Origin of the sequence: Streptomyces albofaciens JCM 4342 (genome assembly GCF_008634025.1) — a bacterium.
Taxonomy (GTDB): domain Bacteria; phylum Actinomycetota; class Actinomycetes; order Streptomycetales; family Streptomycetaceae; genus Streptomyces; species Streptomyces albofaciens.
The window spans coordinates 2,869,291-2,888,065 of sequence record NZ_PDCM01000001.1 but is presented as its reverse complement, the minus strand read 5'-3'; the positions used below and the strand labels follow the sequence as shown (position 1 = coordinate 2,888,065).

Genomic DNA, 18,775 nt, shown 5'->3' with positions numbered 1-18,775 from the left:
GTGCCCACAGCGCGGGGGGTTATGCGCCCTGCCTGACGGGCCCCGGTCAACAGCCGGTACGGTCCGGCCCGTCCGGCCCGTCGTCCGTGACCCGGATCGTCAGATCGTTGTCGAGCGTGTAATACGGCCCGATGCGCAGCTGTCCGGCGGGGCAGCCGACGGGCAGCGCCGGATGCACGAAGATCGCCTTCTTCTCCGGCACGTCGTCGAGCAGCCGGGCGATGCGCACCGGCTCGGCCCCCTCGGCCGCGCGCAGCCACAGGTCCCAGCGTTCGTTGCCGCCCTCCCAGCGCTCCGCGAGCGGCACGTACGGCAGGGTGAAGGTGAATTCGCAGCCGTCGCCGGTGAGCGGGACGGTGATGACGGGGGCCGCGCCGTCCGCTTCCGGGGCGCCACGGAGCCTGGCCTCGGCGCACGCGCCCGGCCCGAGGACGGCGCCGTACAGCCGGCCGGTGACGGTCGTGCCGCCGGCGTCGACGACGATGTCCGCGGCCTCCGCGTGCGGTCCGCGCAGCCAGCTGCGCAGCGCGAGGCTGCCGGACCGGGTGGTGTACGGGATGCGCACGCCGAGCCGGCCGATACCGGCCAGCGGGCGGCGGTCCACCAGCGAGCGCAGGTCGTTGTCGCCGGGCAGCAGCCGCTGCGGCTCGCGGCCGTCGCCGAGGTCCGCGTAGACGTTCCAGCGCCCTTCGGGCAGCGCGACGGTGCTGGGCAGGACGGCGCGCAGCCGCCCCGAGCCGTTCGGGCCGAGCGGCAGTCGCAGTTCCTCGCCGGCCGCGCCGTCGCCGCGCGGGCGCAGCACGAGCGCCGCGCTCCATACCGGGCGGGTGCCCTGGGGCGTGGTGATGTCGAAGGTCAGGCCGCCGGCGGAGTCCGCTATGCAGTCGGCACGCAGCGGCTGCGCGGCCGGGGCCGGTTCGCCGTCGCGGTGCTCGGCCGCCGTGGTGTCCGGGGTCTCGGGACAGGCGGCCGGGGCTTGGGTGATCACGGGAGCGACGGCTTCGGTACCGGCCGGACCGGCGCCCGTCGCGGGCAGTTGCGTCGACGCGTTCATACCGTCCGCACCCCTCTCACAGCGGCTCGTGCCGCGTCCTTGGTTGCGTACGCCCCGTGCCCCGGAGCCGGGTTGTACGTCGTCCGGATCGTCCCCCCGACGCCATCGGCCTGGTGAAACAGGAATGAGCTGTGCATCCGTCCTGCGTTCCGTCCCCGTGTCCTCGGTCATCGGCGGACGAGTCCGGTTCGTCCGTCCCTTGAACGGGTAGACCACGGGGCGCGGTTCCGGGTTGAGACCTTTGGCCAACTTGTTCCGAAAGAGTTAGGACATCGGTAGCGACATCACGGAACTTTCCTGGATCACTGTTCGTCGTTTCCGTGCCGTGCCATGCCGTGCTGTAACGCCACAAGCTAGGCCGTCCCGGGGCGTCCCGTCACGAGGTGTGCGTCCTTCGGCCCGGCACACCGTGCCGCGCGACACCGGCGCGCCGGGCCGCGGGCCCCGGCCGGGCGCTCAGGGGCGGTACGGCAATTGCGGCACGGTGAAGCAGGTGGTGTCCATGTCGCCCTGAGTGACCCAGCCGCCCCTGCCGCCGTGCGCCCCGTCCCGCCAGCGGGCGACCGACAGGCAGGTGCGATCGGTGGCCGGCGGCTCGGGCCGCGGCCGGAACGAGGCGGGAAGCAGCAGGCCGCGGGCGGTGTAGGGCGCGCCGTCGGCGACGAAGTGCTCCACGCACGCGCGGGTGAGCCGCGCCCCGCAGGAGCGCGCCGCGTCGGCGAACCACATCGCCGCCGCCCAGCCCTCCAGCTGCCACTGCGACAGCGGTCCGCCCTTGGCGTACCGGGCCATTCCGGCACGGAATTCCCGTACCGCCGCGCTGCCCGGCCCGCTCCCCTGATCGTCGTAGTTGCGGCTGGCACCCGTGGCCCACAGAACGTTGCGGCAGCCCGGCGAGTCCTTGTAGTCCTTGGCGACCGCATCCGACCAATTCTGTACGTTCGTGACTTTCGCGGTCGGCCGGACGCCCGCCGCGTCCATCGCCTCGCACAGCCGCGCGTTGCCGTGCGTGTCCAGCGCGTCGAAGACCAGGTCGGCGCCCCGGTCGCGCAGCCCGGCGGCGACCGCCGGGAAGTTGGGCAGCGCGAAGTCGACCTGCTCGGTGGTCACGTCGTACCCCTCGGCCTCCAGGCCGCGCACGATCAGCCGGGCGTACGCGGCGGACGCCGCCTGGTTGTAGGAGACGACCGCGGCGCTGCGGGCCTTCTGCACGCGCTTGAAGTAGCGGTAGACCTCCGTGCCGCCGTACAGCGTGCCGCCCCAGCCCGGCGCCCTGCCGTCCCGCGGCGCCTGGCTGCCGTAGATCCCGTACAGGTGCGGGTACGTGTCGTACGCGGCGCCGACCGGCTGCCCGCCGATGTCGGGGACGCCGGCGGCGGAGACCCGGGGCGCCCCCGCGTAGTCCAGCGCGGTGGTCGCGACCAGCGCGAACACCTTCTTGTCGGTGAGCAGTTCGCGCACGCACTCGTTGTTGCCGACGCCACTGCCACCGTCGTCGCAGGTGACCGGGCGCACCGGCCGCCCGTTGACGCCGCCGTTCCGGTTCAGCGCGGCGAAGTACGCCAGCGCGCCGTCCCGCGGCCCGGTGAACGCCTCGCCGCCCACCGGGCTCGTCGCGCTGGTGATGATCCCGACGGTGATCGGCTCGCCCGCCGCGCCGGTCGCCGGCGCGCCCCCACGGTCCTCGAAGGCGCTCTCCGGGAGCCGGCTGCCGCAGGCCGCGGTCAGCGCGAGCAGCAGCGCCGACGCGGCGGCACCGGCCGCCTCAGCAGCCCGGCGCGCTCGCATTGCCGCTCATGCCCACCAGCGCGCACAGGGTCTTGAGGGAGACCTTCCACACCTTGTCCTGGTAGACGGAGACGCCCTTGGCGTTCGGCAGCGCGGTGGCCTTCTTGAGGGTGAGGCTGTACGTCACGTCGGCCTCGGTCGCGGAGGTGAACCGTACGGCGGACACCTGCGCCCCGACCTGCCTCCCCCGCTGATCGCCGTTGAACGCCTCCAGCAGCAGGCGCAGTTCCTCGCCGTTCTGGAGGTACTTGGCCTTCTCCGCGTTGGACAGCTTCGGGTCGAAGAACTTCCGCCAGTTCTCCTTGATCTCCCGCTCGGCGGCGGCAGGGTCGGCCGGGGCGTTGCCCGAGGACGGTGTACCGGCGGTGTTCGTGCCCGTACCCGGACTCCCCGGACCCGAGGTCGCGCCGCTCGGCGCCGGCTGCCCGCCGTCGTCGGCGTCCCCGCACCCCGCGGTCACGGGCGCCACCAGCAGCGCCGCCGCCACCAGCGCCGGAACCCGCCGCGCGGGCCCCCCACGGAACGTCATGTACACCACCGCCTGTCGTCGCGACCGCCCGAGCCGGTCTGGCACAAGCCTTCTGGGTGCTGTTCCCACAGGGCATAGTGGCGCTATTCGCCGAAAGTCGCGAGGGGGCGTGATGCGCAACGCGCGAACACGGTCCGGCGCGCGCCTGGTGCCGTGGGGCGGCTGGGCGGCGCTGGCGGGCGGGGCGGTGCTGTGCGCGGTCGGCTGGTACGGCGTCTCCGGCGAGCGGTTCGCCGAGCGCCAGATCCCGTTCCTGGCGTCCTGCACGATCCCGGGGGCCGCGCTGATCGTCGCGGGCGCGGTGCTGGTGGCGCGGGGCGAGACGGGCCTGGCGGCGGCCCGGGTCGAGGAGTTGTACGGGCTGCTGGTCAGGTACGGGGCGGACGGGACGCCGCCCGGCGCGTGCGGGGCCCCGGCCGCGCGGGAGGCCGTGCCGGACGACGCCGGGCCGCCGCTCGCCGTACCCGGCGGAACGCTCCTGCACCGGCCCGGCTGCCCCCTCGTGGCGGGCCGCCCGGACGCCCGGCCCGTGGACGGGCCACCGGAAGCGGAGGCCGCGGGGCCGCTGGCGCCCTGCCCCGTCTGCGAGCCCGGCGGCCCGCGCCCCGGCACCCGCCGGTGAGCTCGCTCTCGTACGACCTCACCCTGGCGGGCCTCGCGGTGGGCAGCGCCGCCGCGCTCACCGGCATCGGCCTGATCGTCACCTACCGGGCCACCGGCGTGCTGAACTTCGCGCACGGCGCGGTCGCCATGGTGTGCGCCTACGTCCTGCGGCAGCTGGCGACCGGCTGGCACTGGCCGCTGCCGCTCGCCGCCGCCGTCACCCTCCTCCTCGTCGCGCCCGGCATCGGGATCGCGCTGGACCGGGCCGTCTTCCGGCCGCTGGCCGTCGGCGCCGCGGGACCGGCCCGCACCCTGGTCGCCTCGCTCGGTGTCTTCGTCCTCCTGGTCGGCGGGGCGGGCCTGCTGTGGGGGCCGGGGGCGCGCGCGGACGCGCCCGCGCTGCTGCCCGACGACCCCTGGGTGCAGCTGGGCACCGCCGTCACCCTGGCCGCCGGGGTCGCCGCCGTCACCCGCTGGACCCGATTCGGGCGCGAGCTGCGCGCCGTCGTCGACAACCGGCCGCTCGCCGTCCTCGGCGGCATCGACGCCGACCGGGTCGCCGCCGCCGGCTGGGCCTTCGGCACCTTCACCGCCGGACTGACCGGCATCCTGCTGGCCCCGCTGCTGCGCCTGGACCCGTACGGGCTGCCGCTGCTGGTCATGGAGGTGATGGCGGTCGCGGTGGCCGCCGGGCTGCGCAGCCTGCCGGTGGCGGTGGCCGTGGCACTGGGCATCGGCGTCGCGCAGAGCCAGCTCACCCGGCTGCACCCGGGCGGCAGCCTGGAGCCCCTGGTGCAGGCCGTGGGCGCCAACCTGTTCGTGGTGGCGCTGCTCGTCGCGGCCCCGGCCCTGCGCGGCCTCGGACCCGCCCGTACCCCGGCGGCCGCGTCCGACGGCGGCGGCGCGGCCCTGCGCACCGGCCCGCTGCCCGACCACGACGGCCGCGCCTGGCTGGTCGGCGGCATCCTCTTCCTGCTGCCGCTCGGCTTCGCGGGCGGCGACCTGCGCACCGCCGTCCAGGTACCGGCGCTCGGCGTGGTGCTGCTCTCCCTGGTCGTGGTCACCGGGCGCGGCGGCCAGCTCTCGCTGGGGCAGGCCGCGTACGCCGGGCTGGGCGCCCTGTTCACCGCGCTGCTCGCGGCCGGCCGCTTCCCCGGCGTCCCGGCCGTCCCCGGACTGCTCGCGCTGCTGCTGGCCGTCCTGCTGACCGCGCCGCTCGGCCTGCTCACCGGGCGGCCCGCGCTGCGCGGGCACGGCCTGGCGACGGCCCTGGCCACCCTCGCCTTCGGTGTCGCGGTCAGCCGGTTCGTCTTCGACCAGCCGTACGCCACCGCGGGCCTCACCCTCGACCGCCCCGCCGGCTTCACCGCCGACCGCGCGTACTACGTCCTGGAACTGGTGCTGCTGGGCCTCGCGCTGCTCGCCGTGGCAGCGCTGCGCCGCGGCCGCACCGGGCGCGCGCTGGCCGCGATGCGCGACCACGAGCCGGGGGCGGCCGCCGCCGGGGTGCCCGTACCGGCGCTGAAACTGGCGGCCTTCGTGGTGGGCGCCGCACTGGCCGCGCTGGGCGGCGGCATGCTCGGCATGGCGCTGCGCACCTTCGACGCCGCGTCCTACGACCCGGTGCGCGGCCTGCTGTGGTTCGCGGCCGTGGTCGTCCTCGGCGCGGACAGCCTGCTGGGCGCGCTCACCGCCGCGGTCCTGCTGGTCGGCCTGGACGCGGGGGCCGCGGGCGGGGCCGCCGCCGCGGTGATCGGCGTGCTCGCCGTCCTCGCCGGCCGCCTCCCGCACGGCCCGTACGCGGCTCTGCGCGGCGCCGCGGCACGCGTGTTCGCGGCCCCGGAGGTGCGGCTGACTCCGCTGGGCGCGCGGGTGCGGGAGCGGCTGGCGGTGGTGCGCGGGCCGTTGCGTACGGACGCCGAGGGGCCCACGTCCGAGAGCCGCGCCCCAGACCCCCACCTTCCCGAACCCCGCGCCCCCGAGCCTCGCGCGCCGGAGCCCAGCACCCCCGAGCCTCGCGCGCCCGAGCCTCGCGCGCCCGAGCCCCGCGCGCCCGAGCCCCGCACCTTCGAGCCCAGCGTCCCGGATCTGCGCCACCCGCTCCCCCACACCGCGCCCTCGCCCGTCTCCCCCGCCCCCTCCGGCCGCCGCGCCCCTTCCGGCCGCCTCACCGCCCGCGCCGTCCGGGCCCGCTACGACGGCTTCACCGCGCTGGACGGGGTGGACCTGACCGTGGCTCCCGGCCGGATCACGGCGCTCATCGGGCCCAACGGCGCGGGCAAGAGCACCCTGTTCCACTGCCTGTGCGGCACCCTGCGCCCGGCCGGCGGGCGGGTGCTGCTCGACGGCGCCGACATCACCCGCAGGTCCGCCCACGCGCGGGCGCGCCTCGGGCTGGCCCGGACGTTCCAGCAGCTCGCCGTGTTCGAGGGGCTGAACGTGGCCGAGAACGTACGGGTGGGTGCCGAGCAGAGCGGCGTACGCGATCCGGCCGCCGCCACCGCGCGTGCGCTGGACCTGTTCTCCCTCGACGGGCAGCTGCGCACCGCGCCCGTCGCCGGGCTGGACACCGGCACGCTGCGCCGCGTCGAGCTGGCGCGCGCCGTCGCGGGCCGTCCGCGCACGCTGCTGCTGGACGAGCCCGCGGCGGGCCTGGACAGTGCGGAAGTCTCGGCGCTGGCCGACGTGCTGCGCACCCTGGCGGCCGACGGCACCGCGCTGCTCGTCGTCGAGCACGACCTCGACCTCGTCGCCGGACTGGCCGACACGGTGTACGCGATGGCGGCCGGCCGGATCGTGGCCCGCGGCCCCGCCCACAGCGTGCTGGCGGAGCCGGGCGAAACTGCGGGACCGACAGAGCCGGGCAAAGCAGCGGGACCGGCGGAGCCGGGCACATGAGCGTCGAAGCCGCCCTGTACGCGGCCCGCGTCCGCTACGGCTCACTGGAGGCCCTGCACGGCGTCGACCTGCTCATTCCGGCCGCGCGCGTCACGGTGCTCCTCGGGCGCAACGGCTCGGGCCGCACCACGGCCCTGCGCGCGCTGGCGGGCACCGTGCCGCTCACCGCCGGGCGTGTCGTGTGGCGCGGTACGGACATCACCCGGGTCCCCGCGCACGCCCGCGCGCGCCGTGGGCTGACCCTGGTGCCGGACCGCGGCGCGGTGTTCGGTTCGCTCTCCGTCGCCGAACAGCTCGGACTTGCCGCGCCGAACGGAGTCATCCGCCCGGCCCTGGAGGCCTACCCGGAGCTGCGCGCGCTGCTCGGCCGCCGGGCGGGCACGCTGTCCGGCGGCGAACAGCGGATGCTCGCCGTGGCCCGCGCGCTGGTCGGCACCGCCCGGCTGCTCCTCCTCGACGAGCCCACGCAGGGCATGTCACCGGAGGTCACGGCACGTACGTACGCGCTGTTCGGCGGCCTGGCAGCCGCCGGGCGCACGGTCCTGGTCGCCGAGCAGGGCCTGCCGCCCGGCCTGTGCCGGGCGGCCACCGTGGCGTACGTCCTGCGGCGCGGCGGCGTCGCCTTCTGCGGCGAGCCGGCCGAGGCCGCCCGCTTCCCGGGGCCCGGCGGCCCGCTGCCCTCACCCCGGTGGTGATCCGCCGGGCGCCAGGCTCCGCTTGCCGAGCCCGAACCGCTTGGCGCAGTACGGCCAGGCCGACCAGCCCTGCGCGCGCAGCACCCGCCGGGCGACGGCGATCTGCTGCTCGCGGGTGGCGAGGTCGGCGCGCGGCGCGTAGGCCAGGCCGCCGTGCTCCTTCCAGGTCGACTGCCGGAACTGCAGTCCGCCGAAGTGGTTGTTTCCGGTGTTCTTGCGCCAGTCGCCGCCGCTCTCGCACTTGGCGATGCAGTTCCACACTCCCCGGGACAGGGAACAGCCGGCCGGGGACGGCAGGTGCTGCTCCGTGTCCCGCGCCTGCGCGCCGGCGGGCACGCACAGCAGGACGACGGCCGGAACGAGGGACAGGACGGCCGCTCTGAGACGGCCTGCTTTCGCGAGACGCTCGGGCTTCAACGCCCGAAAAGTACGGGACATCGGCTCACGCTAGGCACGGGTCCGGGTGTGTCGCCTCCGCCGCGCCTCCAATGGTGTGACGCCCCGTCCGGCCGGCGGGCGGCCGGACGGGGCGCTCGGCTCGTCCGGGGCGGGGAGCGGGGCCGTGCCGGTTCCCGCGGGCGCCCGCGGGAACCGGGCCGCGTTCCCCACGGCTCAGACGCTGAGCCGCTGCCCCGGGACGATCAGGTGCGGGTTGCCGCCGACGACGCTCCGGTTCGCGTCGTACAACTGGCGCCAGCCCACCTTGTGCGCGGCCGCGATCGAGCTGAGCGTGTCGCCCTGCCGCACCGTGTACCCGCCGCCGGCGGCCCTGATCCGGCCGCGGTCGGCGTGTCCGCCCGTGCCGCGCGCCTGCTTGCCGACCTTGGCGCGAACGTCCCGCCGGACGTCCTTGCGCACGTACTGCCGGCCGCTGTCGTGGCCCGACCGGTGGGCCTTCGGCGCCTTGGGGGCGCTGCCGTGGGCGCCGGCGCGGGCGGCGCAGGTGGGCCAGGCTCCCCAGCCCTGGTTGGCCTGGACCCGCGAGGCCACGGCGATCTGCTGGGCGCGGCTGGCCTGGGCGGCGGTCGGCGCGTAGGCCGTACCGCCGTGCGCGCGCCAGGTGCTGTGGGTGAACTGCAGGCCACCCGAGAAGCCGTTGCCGGTGTTGATGTGCCAGTTGCCGCCGCTCTCGCAGCGGGCGATGCGGTCCCACACTCCGGCGTCCGCCGCCTGCGCCGGTCCGGCGGTGGCGGCCACCAGCGCGAGCGGGGCGATCAGTGCCGCCCCTGCCAGCGCGGCGATGTCTCGACGTATGACGCCCTTCGTGAAAGGCATGGAATCCCTCTCCACGGCCCCGGGTCTCCCCCGGGTGCCGCGGCGCCGGCGCATCGGGCGCCCACGGTCCGCGGCACCCCGCCCGCCACGGGGTGGTGCCGGTGGTGCTCGGTGGTGCTGCGTGCGGTGCATCCGGTGCCACACGACGCGGCTCTCGTGCCGTGCCGTGCTCGGCGTACCGGCCGTGGTGCGGGCCGGTGGTGGAAGCGGACGGCGGGCGTCCCCGGGTGGTGCTCGGTGCACACGGCCGGAGAATGTAGGAAGGCTGACGCCCCGTTATCAACCGCGCCGCCGTCCCGCCTGGCCAGTCGGGCGTTACCGGAGGTATCAGCCAATTCAGGCCACCCACTTGATTCGCTGATTTCCGCATATGTCCGCCAGCCGCTCCGACGATCTGTGACCCAGTTCACCGCCGGAACTTCCGTGCCCCGCACACCGGATGGCAGGGAGTGAATGGTTCCGGCCCGCATCTCACGCTGCGCTTCGAACGGTTCGATTCCGCACCCGGCCGCGCGTGACCCCGGCCACAGATCGCCCGTTGTCCAAGTACGAGCCGGGGACCGCCCGGCAAGCCCGCGCAACGATCGAGGAGCCATCCGTGCCGCGCATGCTCGACGTCAGTGACGACGTACGCGCCGAGATCGGTGACGAAGAAGCCGACCGCCTGCTGGCCGGTGGCAACGCCCCCGGCAACTACGACTGCACCTCCTGCCGCACCCCCGGCGACAGCGACCAGGAGCGCACCAGCACCGTCCTGTTCGTGGGCGAGGAGACGGCGGTGCTCGCGTTCGCGCACGCCTCGTGCATCCCCTCGCAGGTCGTGCCGGTCGCCGAGGAGCAGCTCCAGGGCGCGGTGCGCTCCATCACCGGCGCGGACGGGGCGCAGGCGGCACCCTCGGCCCGCCCGCCCGCGACCCCGTTCGCCGCGCTCCCGGGCGAGCCCCGGCAGGCGACACTCGGTGTCACCTGCGGTCTGGTCCTGGTCGAGAACGACCTGCGGCCGGCGCTGGTCGTCGAGCCCGCCGGCCCCATCGCCCGCCCCGGCTCCACCGAGCCCGGCGACGCGTTCCTCCCCCTGCTCCTGGAGCACGGCTTCGCGCCGGTCACGGACATGTCCGTCCTCCCCGCGCCCGACCCGGGCTGGTCGGTGCTGCTGGCCGCCGGGCGGCTGCACGCCATCCTCCAGCCCGGCAACGACGGCGGCCAGCCCGTCTCCTGGTGGCAGGCGCACCAGCCGCTGCCGGTCTCGGAGGGCTGGCGCGCCGCCGCCGGCAAGGCGCGGACCGTGCTGGTGTACGCGGCACCGGTCGGCGCCATCGGCCACCAGCCGCGTGAGGACCTGATGCGCGAGGCCATGGAGAAGGCCGCCGCCGAGGGCAAGCTGGTGGCCGCCGCGATGCCGCTGGCGGGCACCTGACGCGGCCCCGGGCTCCCGGCCGCGCCGGAAGGCCGCCCCGCGCCGCACTCACCCGAGCGGCACGGGGCGGCCTTTCCGTGCGGGGCGGCCTTCCGCTGCGGGACCGCCTTCCGGTACGGGACGACTTTCCGGCGCGGAGCGGTGGCCCGGTCCGGCCGGGCGCCGGTCGGCGAGCCGGTCGTGAGCCGGTCGCGCGCTCCCGCCGATCAGCCGATTCTTCGCCAAGACCGCATCCCGGGAGCATCCGGGTCGTTGGCAGAGACGTGCATCCATACGACCCGTCCACCCGCGTCCCGTATCCCTACCAGATCCCCGGCATGCGCCCGTCGCACGACGCGACCACGGCGACCGTGACGGCCCCCCACGCCGCCCCCGTGTCGGCCACGCCGATCTACGACTCGCTGTACGCCGAGTACCGCCGCTCGTTCCGGGCGCTGCCGGGGGACCGTTCGGGCGAGGAAGGGCTGAGCGCCGAGGCGATGCGGAGCATCTGGGGCCGTACGACCACCGCGACCGGTCACCTCCCGGCGGCCGGCCACTGGGAGCCCGCCTCCCGCCAGCCGTACCACGGCCACCCGCAGCACGCGGGCGGCCCCGTGCGGGGCCACTTCCCCCCGGCGCTGCCGCCGGCGCCCCGCGAGTACCGGCCACACGGGCACTGACCGGTCCGTACGCGAAAACGACGGCGGGGCGGCCCGGAAGAGCCGCCCCGCCTTCTTCTCACCCGCTGTTACTTCTTCTTGCTGCGCTTCTCGCGCACCCGCACCGAGATGTGGATCGGCGTCCCCTCGAAGCCGAACTCCTCGCGCAGCCGGCGCTCGACGAAGCGGCGGTAGCCGGCCTCCAGGAAGCCGGAGGCGAAGAGCACGAAGCGCGGCGGCTTGGTGCCCGCCTGGGTGCCGAAGAGGATGCGCGGCTGCTTGCCGCCCCGGATCGGGTGCGGGTGGGCGGCGACGATCTCACCGAGGAAGGCGTTCAGACGGCCGGTGGGCACCCGGGTCTCCCAGCCCTCGATCGCCGTCTCGATCGCCGGGACCAGCTTGTCCATGTGGCGGCCGGTGCGCGCCGAGACATTGACCCGCATCGCCCACGGGATCTGCACGAGGTCCCGCTCGATCTCCCGCTCCAGGTAGAAGCGGCGCTCCTCGTCCAGCTGGTCCCACTTGTTGTACGCGATGACCAGCGCGCGGCCCGCCTCCACGGCCATCGTGATGATCCGCTGGTCCTGGACGCTGATGGACTCGCTCGCGTCGATCAGGACGATCGCGACCTCGGCCTTCTCCACGGCGGCCGCGGTGCGCAGCGAGGCGTAGTAGTCGGCGCCCGCCTGGAGGTGGACGCGCTTGCGGATGCCCGCGGTGTCCACGAACTTCCAGGTCTTGCCGCCCAGCTCGATCAGCTCGTCGACCGGGTCGCGGGTGGTGCCCGCCATCTCGTTGACGACCACCCGCTCCTCGCCGGCGAGCTTGTTCAGCAGCGAGGACTTGCCGACGTTCGGACGGCCGATCAGCGCGATCCGGCGCGGCCCGCCGACCGGGGTGCCGAAGGTCTGCTCGGGCGCCTCGGGGAGCGCTTCGAGGGCGGCGTCCAGCATGTCGCCGGTGCCGCGGCCGTGCAGCGCGGAAACCGGGTGCGGCTCGCCCAGGCCCAGCGACCACAGCATGGCGGCGTCGGCCTCGCCGGACGGCCCGTCCACCTTGTTGGCGACCAGCACGACCGGCTTGCCGGCCCGGCGCAGCAGCTTGACCACGGCCTCGTCGGTGTCGGTGGCGCCGACCTTGGCGTCCACCACGAAGACCACCGCGTCGGCGGCCTCGATCGCGAACTCGGCCTGCATCGCCACCGAGGCGTCGATGCCGAGCACGTCCTGCTCCCAGCCGCCGGTGTCGACGACCTTGAAGCGGCGGCCGTTCCACTCGGCCTCGTAGGTGACCCGGTCGCGGGTGACGCCCGGCTTGTCCTCGACGACCGCCTCGCGGCGGCCGATCATGCGGTTCACCAGGGTCGACTTGCCGACATTGGGGCGGCCGACGACGGCGAGGACGGGCAGCGGGCCGTGCCCGGCCGCGGCGATGTCGCCCTCGACCTCCTCCAGGTCGAAGCCCTCCTGGGCGGCGAGCTCCATGAACTCCGTGTACTCGGCGTCACCAAGCGCACCGTGCTCGTCGCCGGTGGGGATCTGGTCGTTCATGAAGTCCGTTCCTCGTTCTCCGTCAACGGCGCCCGCTCGTGCACGGGCGCCCTACAAGTCTCGTTCAGTGCCCGGTCAGGCGCCTGGCCTGGGCAAGGTGAGCGGTCAGCCGCTCCTGTATGCGCGTCGTGGCCGCGTCCAGCGCGGTACGGGTGCGCCGGCCGCTGCCGTCACCGGCCGCGAACGCGTCGCCGAAGACCACGTCCACGCGGCTGCGCAGCGGCGGCACCGCCTTGACGGCCCGGCTGCGGCGCTCCGCGCTGCCCAGCACGGCCACCGGCACCACGGGGGCGCCGGAGCGCACCGCGAAGTACGCCAGGCCGGCCCGCAGCGAGGCGAAGTCGCCCTCGCCCCGGGTGCCCTCCGGGAAGATTCCCAGCACGCCGCCGTTCGCCAGCACGGCCAGCGCGTCGGTGACGGCCTTGCGGTCGGTGCCGGAGCGGTCCACCTTCAGCTGGCCGATGCCGCGCAGGAAGGGGTCCAGCGGGCCGACGAACGCTTCCTTCTTGATCAGGAAGTGCACCGGCCGGGGCGCGGTGCCCATCAGCATCGGGCCGTCCAGGCCGTGGGTGTGGTTGACCGCGAGGATCACCGGCCCGGTGGCCGGGACCCGCCAGGCGCCCAGCACCCGCGGCTTCCACAGCCCGTACATCAGGCCGATGCCGATCCGCCGGCCGACCGCGGCACCGGCCGCGCTGGGCGTCCGGTCGCCGGCCGCCGCCGTCCGTCCGCCCTGCGTCACCGCGCCGCCTTCGCGGCCATCGCCGCCTCGGTGAGGGTGACCACGCACTCGACGACCTGGTCCAGCGTGAGGTCGGTGGTGTCCACCTCGACCGCGTCGTCCGCCTTGGCCAGCGGTGAGGTCTTCCGGGAGGAGTCGGCCGCGTCCCGCTTGGCCAGCGCGGCCTGGGTGGCCGCCAGGTCGGCGGCGTCCTTGCCGGACAGCTCGCCGCTGCGGCGGGCCGCGCGGGCCTCCGGCGACGCGGTGAGGAAGATCTTCAGGTCGGCGTCGGGCAGCACGGTGCTGCCGATGTCCCGGCCTTCGACGACGATGCCGTCCGGGGCTCCGGCCGCGATCTCGCGCTGCAGCTCGGTGATGCGGGTGCGCACCTCGGGGACGGCGCTGACGGCGCTGACCGCCGAGGTGACCTGCTGGGTACGGATCGGGCCCGCGGCGTCCAGGCCGTCCACGGTGATGGTGGGCGCGGCCGGGTCGGTGCCGGAGACGATCACGGGCTTGGCCGAGGCGTCCGCCACGGCGACGGCGTCGTCCACGTCGACGCCGTTGCTCAGCATCCACCAGGTGATCGCGCGGTACTGGGCACCGGTGTCCAGGTAGCCCAGCCCGAGCTTGGCGGCGACGGCCTTGGAGGTGCTGGACTTGCCCGTGCCTGCGGGGCCGTCGATGGCGACAATCACTGCGGCCGGGGCGGTCCGGGCGGGGGTTTCCACGGTGTCGGGCACCTTCCTCGATCACGGGGCGGGACGGGGGCCGCCGCACGGGGCCCCGCACAAGGTTACTGGCAAGCAGGGGCGCCCCGTGCAGCCCGTGCGCCCCTGCCCGGGACGGGCCCGGGCACCGGACGGCCCGCCCTACTGCCGTATCGACCAGCCCCGCTCGCGCAGCTCGGCGGCGAGCACCGGCGCCGCCTGCGGCTCGACCATGAGCTGGATGAAGCCCGCCTGCTGGCCGGTGGCGTGCTCGATCCGTACGTCCTCGATGTTGACCGCGGCCCGGCCGGCGTCCGCGAAGATCCGGGCCAGCTCGCCGGGCTGGTCGCCGATGTGCACCGAGACGATCTCGTACGCGGCCGGGGCGGCGCCGTGCTTGCCCGGCACCCGCTCGCGGCCCGCGTTGCCGCGGCGCAGCACGTCCTCGACGCCGCGGGCGCCCGCGGCGCGCGCCTCGTCGTCGGCGCCCTCCAGCGCGCGCAGCGCCGCCACCGTGCGCTCCAGGTCGGCCGAGACCTCGCTGAGCACGTCGGCGACCGGTCCCGGGTTGGCGGAGAGGATGTCCATCCACATCCGGGGCGCGGACGCGGCGATCCGGGTCACGTCCCGGATGCCCTGCCCGCACAGCCGTACGGCGGTCTCGTCCGCGCCCTGGAGGCGGGCGGCGACCAGGCTGGAGACCAGCTGGGGCGTGTGCGAGACCAGGGCGACGGCCCGGTCGTGCGCGTCCGCCTCCATGACGACGGGCACCGCACGGCACAGCGCCACCAGCTCCAGCGCTATGTTGAGGACCTCGGTGTCGCCGCCCTCGGCCGGGGTCAGGACCCAGGGCCGGCCCTCGAAGAGGTCGGCGGTCGCGGCGAGCGGCCCGGAGCGCTCCTTGCCCGCCATCGGATGGGTGCCGAGGTACGCCGACAGGTCGCAGCCCATCGCCTCCAGCTCGCGGCGCGGGCCGCTTTTGACGCTGGCCACGTCGAGGTAGGCGCGGGCGGCGCCGCGCCGGATCGCCGCGGCCAGGGTCGGCGCGACGTGGGCGGGCGGCACCGCGGCCACCGCCAGGTCGACCGGGCCCGGCGGCTCCTCGGCCGTGCCGGCGCCGAGCGCGGCGGCGGTCTCGGCCTGCGCCGGGTCGTGGTCGGCCAGGTACACCTGGATGCCGCGGGACTGCAGCGCGAGGGCGATGGAGGTACCGATCAGGCCGGTGCCGATGACGAGCGCGGTCCTCACTGGGCGATGTCCTTCCGCAGGGCACCGGCGGCACCGAGGTAGACGTGGGCGATCTCGGCCTTGGCGCGCCCGGTCTCGACGTGCGCCAGGACGCGCACCACGCGCGGCATGGCGCCCGTGATGTCCAGCTCCTGCGCGCAGATGAGCGGCACGTCGGTGATGCCGAGCTGCCGGGCGGCCACCGCGGGGAAGTCGCTGTGCAGGTCGGGGGTGGCGGTGAACCAGATGCTGATCAGGTCGTCCGCGGTCAGGCCGTTGCGCTCCAGAATGGCGGTCAGCAGCGCGGACACCTGCTCGTGCATGTGCTCCGCTTCGTCCCGTTCCAGTTGCACGGCTCCGCGCACCGCTCGTACCGCCACGTCACCGCTCCCCTGGGTTCCACCTGCGGCGCCTGCCGCCGACTCCTGGGCGCAAGCCTAGCCAGATCCGGGCGCGGACCACGAAGCCGGCCGGTCCGCGGGACACGGGCCGGCCGGTGGTGGAACGCGGACGCCGGCTCTCAGGGCCGCCCGACGGCCCGGGGGCGCCGGGCGACGAGGTCCTGGAACACCGGGTCCTGGGGTATCTCGCCGTCCGGCGTCAGCCGGTCCACGGCCTGCGGCAGCGCGTGCGCGAGCTGTTCCGCCGCCTCCCGGGCGCTGACGCCGTTCTCGTCGGCTATCCGCTGGAGGGTCTCGCCGGGCAGCGCCTTCTCGACCTGTTCGGCGGTGACCGGTTCGTTGGCGCCGCGCCCCACCCAGGAGTGCGCCTGCCGTCCCAGCTCTCCTTGCAGGAGCTTGCCGAGCACGATCTGTATGCCACCGCGGCCGCCGGGACCGCCTCCGTGGCCGGGGCCGACGCCGTACCCTCCCGGGCCGGTGCCGCCGAGCGCCCCCAGCAGCGATCCGACGAGGCTTCCGCCCACGCCGCCCTGGCCGCCGCCGGGCAGCCCGCCCATCAGTCTCCCGAGGTCTGGTGATCCCGTCATGTCCGTGCTGCCTTTCCGCGCCTTACGCATAACCGGCAATTCCGCTGAGGACCGCGCGACGAGTGACTTCATTCAAACGTACCGACGCCCGGGGTTTCCGCCACCCGAAACCGGCTGGCGCCGGCCTCTCCCACCAGCCACAATCCCCCTCATGCCGACCTCCGCCGCAGGCCACGCCCTGGTCACCGGCCACACCGTCTACGCGTGCGTCATGGGCTCGCGCGCCTTCGGGCTCGCCACCGACGCCAGCGACACCGACCGGCGCGGGATCTACCTCGCGCCCACCCCGCTGTTCTGGCGCTTCGAGAAGCCGCCGACGCACGTGGAGGGGCCGCGCGAGGAGGAGTTCTCCTGGGAGCTGGAGCGGTTCTGCGAACTGGCGCTGCGCGCCAACCCGAACATCCTGGAGTGCCTGCACTCCCCGCTCGTCGAGTACGCCGACGCCACCGGCCGCGAACTGCTCGCGCTGCGCGGCGCGTTCCTCTCCCGCGAGGTGCACCGCACGTTCACCCGTTACGCGACCGGCCAGTTCAAGAAGCTGGAGGCGGACGTACGGCAGCACGGCGCGCCCCGCTGGAAGCACGCCATGCACCTGCTGCGGCTCCTGCACAGCGTCCGCGACCTGCTGCGCACCGGCGTACTGACGCCGGACGTCGGCGAGGCGCGCGAGGACCTGCTCGCGGTCCGGCGCGGCGAGGTCCCCTGGCCCGAGGTCGAGCGCCGGACGGCCGCCCTGGCCGAGCAGGCCGCGGCGGCGGAGTCCCGCTCCCCGCTGCCGCCGGAGCCGGACCGCCGCCGCGTCGAGGACTTCCTGTTCCGTACCCGGCGCGCGTCAGCGCTGCGCTGCGCCGAGACGGGCGCGTACGAGGAGGTCGTGTAGCGCGTCGTGGCCGCCGGGGGCGTCCGGCAGCGCGGAGGCGGCCTGCGCCGCGTCCAGCCGGCCGTGCAGCTCCGCCACGTCCGCCCGCAGCCGCTCCGGGTCCACCAGCCCGGCGGCGGTCCCGTGCTCCGCCTCGGACTTGGCCGCGACCAGCTCCGGTACGTACGAAGGCGCCGCCACCAGCCCGGCCAGCGTGGGCAGATGGGCCAGCACCTGTCCACTGCCCATCAGGTGAATGCCGGTCAGCAGCACCCGCAGCGTGTACAGCAGCGGCTTCAGCTCGCCGGTCTTCTCGAAGAGGCGCCACTGCGTGTTCGCGAAGCCCCGGTAGTGGTGGGCGTGGTGGCGGGTGAGGACGGCGGGCGCCAGCGCCACCAGTTCCGCGTGCAGCGCGCTCGTGCGCACCACCAGCGGCGAGAGCAGCTGCTCCAGCACATAGCCGTTGCGCCGCAGCATCAGCCGCGCGAACTTGCGCAGGTCGTGGGTGACGAGATCGACCTCGACACCGTCCCGGTCCGCCATCCAGGAGCGCGTCTCGTCCGGCTCCCGCAGCCCGACCAGCGCGGCGGCGGGCAGCAGGTGCGCCCCGCGCAGGTCCACGTCCGAGTCGCGGGACGGGAAGCCGTAGAGATGCGCGCCGCTGACCGTCGCGAAGACCAGCGGATCGCCCTCCCCCGCCGTCACCTCGCCCAGATCGAGATCGGGCAGCCCGGCCGCCCGCAGCTCCGCGCCGTTCCGCGCCCCGTCAGACATCCCACACCTTCCCCAGTGCCAGCAGCTGGTCGCGGTACTCGATCCGCTCCGCCCACTCCTCCGGCCAGGCCCCCGCGCCCAGGCGGGCGCCCGCGAAGGCGCCGGTGAGGCAGGCGATCGAGTCGGAGTCGCCGGACGAGCAGGCGGCGCGGCGCAGCGCGGTCAGCGGCTCGTCGGGGAAGAGCAGGAAGCACAACAGTCCGGTGGCGAGCGCCTCCTCGGCGATCCAGCCGGCGCCGGTGGCCAGGCAGGGGTCGGCCTCCGGGTCGGGGGCGCGCAGCGCGGCGTCCAGCCGGTCCAGCACGCCGAGGCAGTCGTCCCAGCCGCGCGCGATGAAGTGCTCGGGGGACGGGTCCTGGGCGTGGCGCCACAGCTCCCCCAGCCAGTCGTCCCGGTAGACCGTGCGGCTGCCGACCGCGTACGAGCGCAGCAGTCCGGGCAGCTCGTCCGGCCGGGCGCCCTGCGCGAGCACGTGCACGGCGTACGCGGTGAGGTCGCTGGCGGCGAGTGCGGTCGGGTGGCCGTGCGTGAGCGCGGACTGGAGCTGCGCCGCGCCGGAACGCTGCTCCGGGCTCAGCTCCGGCACCAGCCCCACCGGGGCCACCCGCATGTTCGCGCCGCACCCCTTCGAGCCGATCTGACCGGCCTGCACCCACGGCCGCTCGGGCTCGCTGAGCAGCTGGCACGCCCGGAGGCAGGTGTTGCCCGGCGCCCGGTTGTTGTCCGGCGAGCGCCACCACTCGACGTACCTCTCCCGTACGGGCGGGACCAGGTGCGCGGCGTCCAGCCCGCCGACGCCGCCCGCGGCCGCCACGGCCGTACGCAGGGCCCGCCCGAGGGCGATCGTCATCTGCGTGTCGTCGGTCACGTACGCGGGCGCCGGCAGCGCCAGCTCCCGCCACGGCCCGCACCGGGCCAGGATCGCGGACACGTCCAGGAACTCGGTCGGATACCCGAGCGCGTCACCGAGCGCGAGCCCGATGAGCGAACCGGTAGCGGCGGACGCCATGAAAAGAACCACCCCTTAATCGTCACAGTGACAATAA

The 18,775-nt window shown here is 75.3% G+C and carries 19 protein-coding genes; 6 read left to right on the top strand and 13 right to left on the bottom strand.

The features are described from left to right. Positions 1-46: 46 nt before the first annotated feature. The 3 genes from CP973_RS12965 to CP973_RS12955 all read right to left on the bottom strand — a co-directional run bounded on the left by CP973_RS12965 (position 47) and on the right by CP973_RS12955 (position 3,371). On the bottom strand, positions 47-1,054 hold the full coding sequence (locus CP973_RS12965; RefSeq protein ID WP_244409440.1) for a hypothetical protein: 1,008 nt from the start codon (positions 1,052-1,054) through the stop codon (positions 47-49). A 456-nt stretch (positions 1,055-1,510) separates the two neighbouring features. After that, on the bottom strand, positions 1,511-2,842 hold the full coding sequence (locus CP973_RS12960) for an ABC transporter substrate-binding protein (RefSeq protein ID WP_150240350.1): 1,332 nt from the start codon (positions 2,840-2,842) through the stop codon (positions 1,511-1,513). Then, positions 2,820-3,371: an MTB12 C-terminal domain-containing protein gene (locus CP973_RS12955; protein WP_244409437.1), complete on the bottom strand. Its 552-nt coding sequence runs from the start codon at positions 3,369-3,371 to the stop codon at positions 2,820-2,822. The genes CP973_RS12960 and CP973_RS12955 overlap by 23 nt, the downstream gene beginning before the upstream one ends. Before the next feature lie 112 nt (positions 3,372-3,483). Here CP973_RS12955 and CP973_RS12950 point away from each other — a divergent pair, with 112 nt between their 5' ends. The 3 genes from CP973_RS12950 to CP973_RS12940 are packed head-to-tail and all read left to right on the top strand — an operon-like array spanning position 3,484 to position 7,567. Further along, a complete protein-coding gene (locus CP973_RS12950) occupies positions 3,484-3,993 on the top strand; it encodes a hypothetical protein (protein ID WP_150240348.1) in 510 nt (169 codons plus the stop codon). Continuing rightward, the gene (locus CP973_RS12945) at positions 3,990-6,872 is read left to right on the top strand and encodes an ABC transporter permease subunit (protein ID WP_150240346.1); all 2,883 of its coding nucleotides are present in this window, start codon (positions 3,990-3,992) and stop codon (positions 6,870-6,872) included. The genes CP973_RS12950 and CP973_RS12945 overlap by 4 nt, the downstream gene beginning before the upstream one ends. After that, positions 6,869-7,567: an ATP-binding cassette domain-containing protein gene (locus CP973_RS12940; RefSeq protein WP_150240344.1), complete on the top strand. Its 699-nt coding sequence runs from the start codon at positions 6,869-6,871 to the stop codon at positions 7,565-7,567. The genes CP973_RS12945 and CP973_RS12940 overlap by 4 nt, the downstream gene beginning before the upstream one ends. Here CP973_RS12940 and CP973_RS12935 read toward each other — a convergent pair. Together CP973_RS12935 and CP973_RS12930 are read right to left on the bottom strand one after the other, a co-directional pair. Next, the gene (locus CP973_RS12935; RefSeq protein ID WP_244409435.1) at positions 7,553-7,984 is read right to left on the bottom strand and encodes a transglycosylase family protein; all 432 of its coding nucleotides are present in this window, start codon (positions 7,982-7,984) and stop codon (positions 7,553-7,555) included. The two genes, CP973_RS12940 and CP973_RS12935, sit on opposite strands and share 15 nt — an antisense overlap. Before the next feature lie 195 nt (positions 7,985-8,179). Next, the gene (locus CP973_RS12930; RefSeq protein ID WP_150240340.1) at positions 8,180-8,842 is read right to left on the bottom strand and encodes a LysM peptidoglycan-binding domain-containing protein; all 663 of its coding nucleotides are present in this window, start codon (positions 8,840-8,842) and stop codon (positions 8,180-8,182) included. Between the two features lie 598 nt (positions 8,843-9,440). Between CP973_RS12930 and CP973_RS12925 the strand changes: the two genes are divergently transcribed. Then, positions 9,441-10,259 (top strand): hypothetical protein, encoded by an 819-nt coding sequence (locus tag CP973_RS12925; protein WP_150240338.1) that lies wholly within the window; start codon positions 9,441-9,443, stop codon positions 10,257-10,259. A 263-nt stretch (positions 10,260-10,522) separates the two neighbouring features. Continuing rightward, positions 10,523-10,921 (top strand): hypothetical protein, encoded by a 399-nt coding sequence (locus CP973_RS12920; RefSeq protein WP_150240336.1) that lies wholly within the window; start codon positions 10,523-10,525, stop codon positions 10,919-10,921. 68 nt (positions 10,922-10,989) lie between these two features. On the opposite strand, the gene der is transcribed toward CP973_RS12920, so the two are convergent. From der to CP973_RS12890, 6 genes are all read right to left on the bottom strand, one after another. Next, positions 10,990-12,450 (bottom strand): ribosome biogenesis GTPase Der, encoded by a 1,461-nt coding sequence (gene der / locus CP973_RS12915; protein ID WP_150240334.1) that lies wholly within the window; start codon positions 12,448-12,450, stop codon positions 10,990-10,992. 64 nt (positions 12,451-12,514) lie between these two features. Then, on the bottom strand, positions 12,515-13,102 hold the full coding sequence (locus tag CP973_RS12910) for a lysophospholipid acyltransferase family protein (protein ID WP_244409835.1): 588 nt from the start codon (positions 13,100-13,102) through the stop codon (positions 12,515-12,517). Between the two features lie 86 nt (positions 13,103-13,188). After that, on the bottom strand, positions 13,189-13,902 hold the full coding sequence (cmk, locus tag CP973_RS12905) for a (d)CMP kinase (RefSeq protein ID WP_244409433.1): 714 nt from the start codon (positions 13,900-13,902) through the stop codon (positions 13,189-13,191). Between the two features lie 141 nt (positions 13,903-14,043). Beyond that, positions 14,044-15,129, bottom strand: a complete 1,086-nt coding sequence (locus tag CP973_RS12900) for a prephenate dehydrogenase (protein WP_150240329.1) — start codon at positions 15,127-15,129, stop codon at positions 14,044-14,046. Beyond that, positions 15,126-15,488, bottom strand: a complete 363-nt coding sequence (gene aroH / locus CP973_RS12895; RefSeq protein WP_150240327.1) for a chorismate mutase — start codon at positions 15,486-15,488, stop codon at positions 15,126-15,128. Before aroH ends, CP973_RS12900 begins: the two co-directional genes overlap by 4 nt. A 140-nt stretch (positions 15,489-15,628) precedes the next feature. Next, positions 15,629-16,096, bottom strand: coding sequence for a YidB family protein (locus tag CP973_RS12890; protein ID WP_150240325.1), 468 nt, complete (start codon positions 16,094-16,096; stop codon positions 15,629-15,631). A 151-nt stretch (positions 16,097-16,247) separates the two neighbouring features. On the opposite strand from CP973_RS12890, the gene CP973_RS12885 reads away from it, so the two are divergent. Continuing rightward, positions 16,248-16,976 (top strand): nucleotidyltransferase domain-containing protein, encoded by a 729-nt coding sequence (locus CP973_RS12885; RefSeq protein ID WP_150240323.1) that lies wholly within the window; start codon positions 16,248-16,250, stop codon positions 16,974-16,976. On the opposite strand, the gene CP973_RS12880 is transcribed toward CP973_RS12885, so the two are convergent. After that, entirely contained in the window at positions 16,929-17,729 is an 801-nt protein-coding gene (locus CP973_RS12880; protein ID WP_150240321.1) for a nucleotidyltransferase domain-containing protein, read from the bottom strand. The two genes, CP973_RS12885 and CP973_RS12880, sit on opposite strands and share 48 nt — an antisense overlap. After that, the gene (locus CP973_RS12875; RefSeq protein ID WP_150240319.1) at positions 17,722-18,738 is read right to left on the bottom strand and encodes an ADP-ribosylglycohydrolase family protein; all 1,017 of its coding nucleotides are present in this window, start codon (positions 18,736-18,738) and stop codon (positions 17,722-17,724) included. Before CP973_RS12875 ends, CP973_RS12880 begins: the two co-directional genes overlap by 8 nt. Between the last annotated feature and the right edge of the window lie 37 nt (positions 18,739-18,775).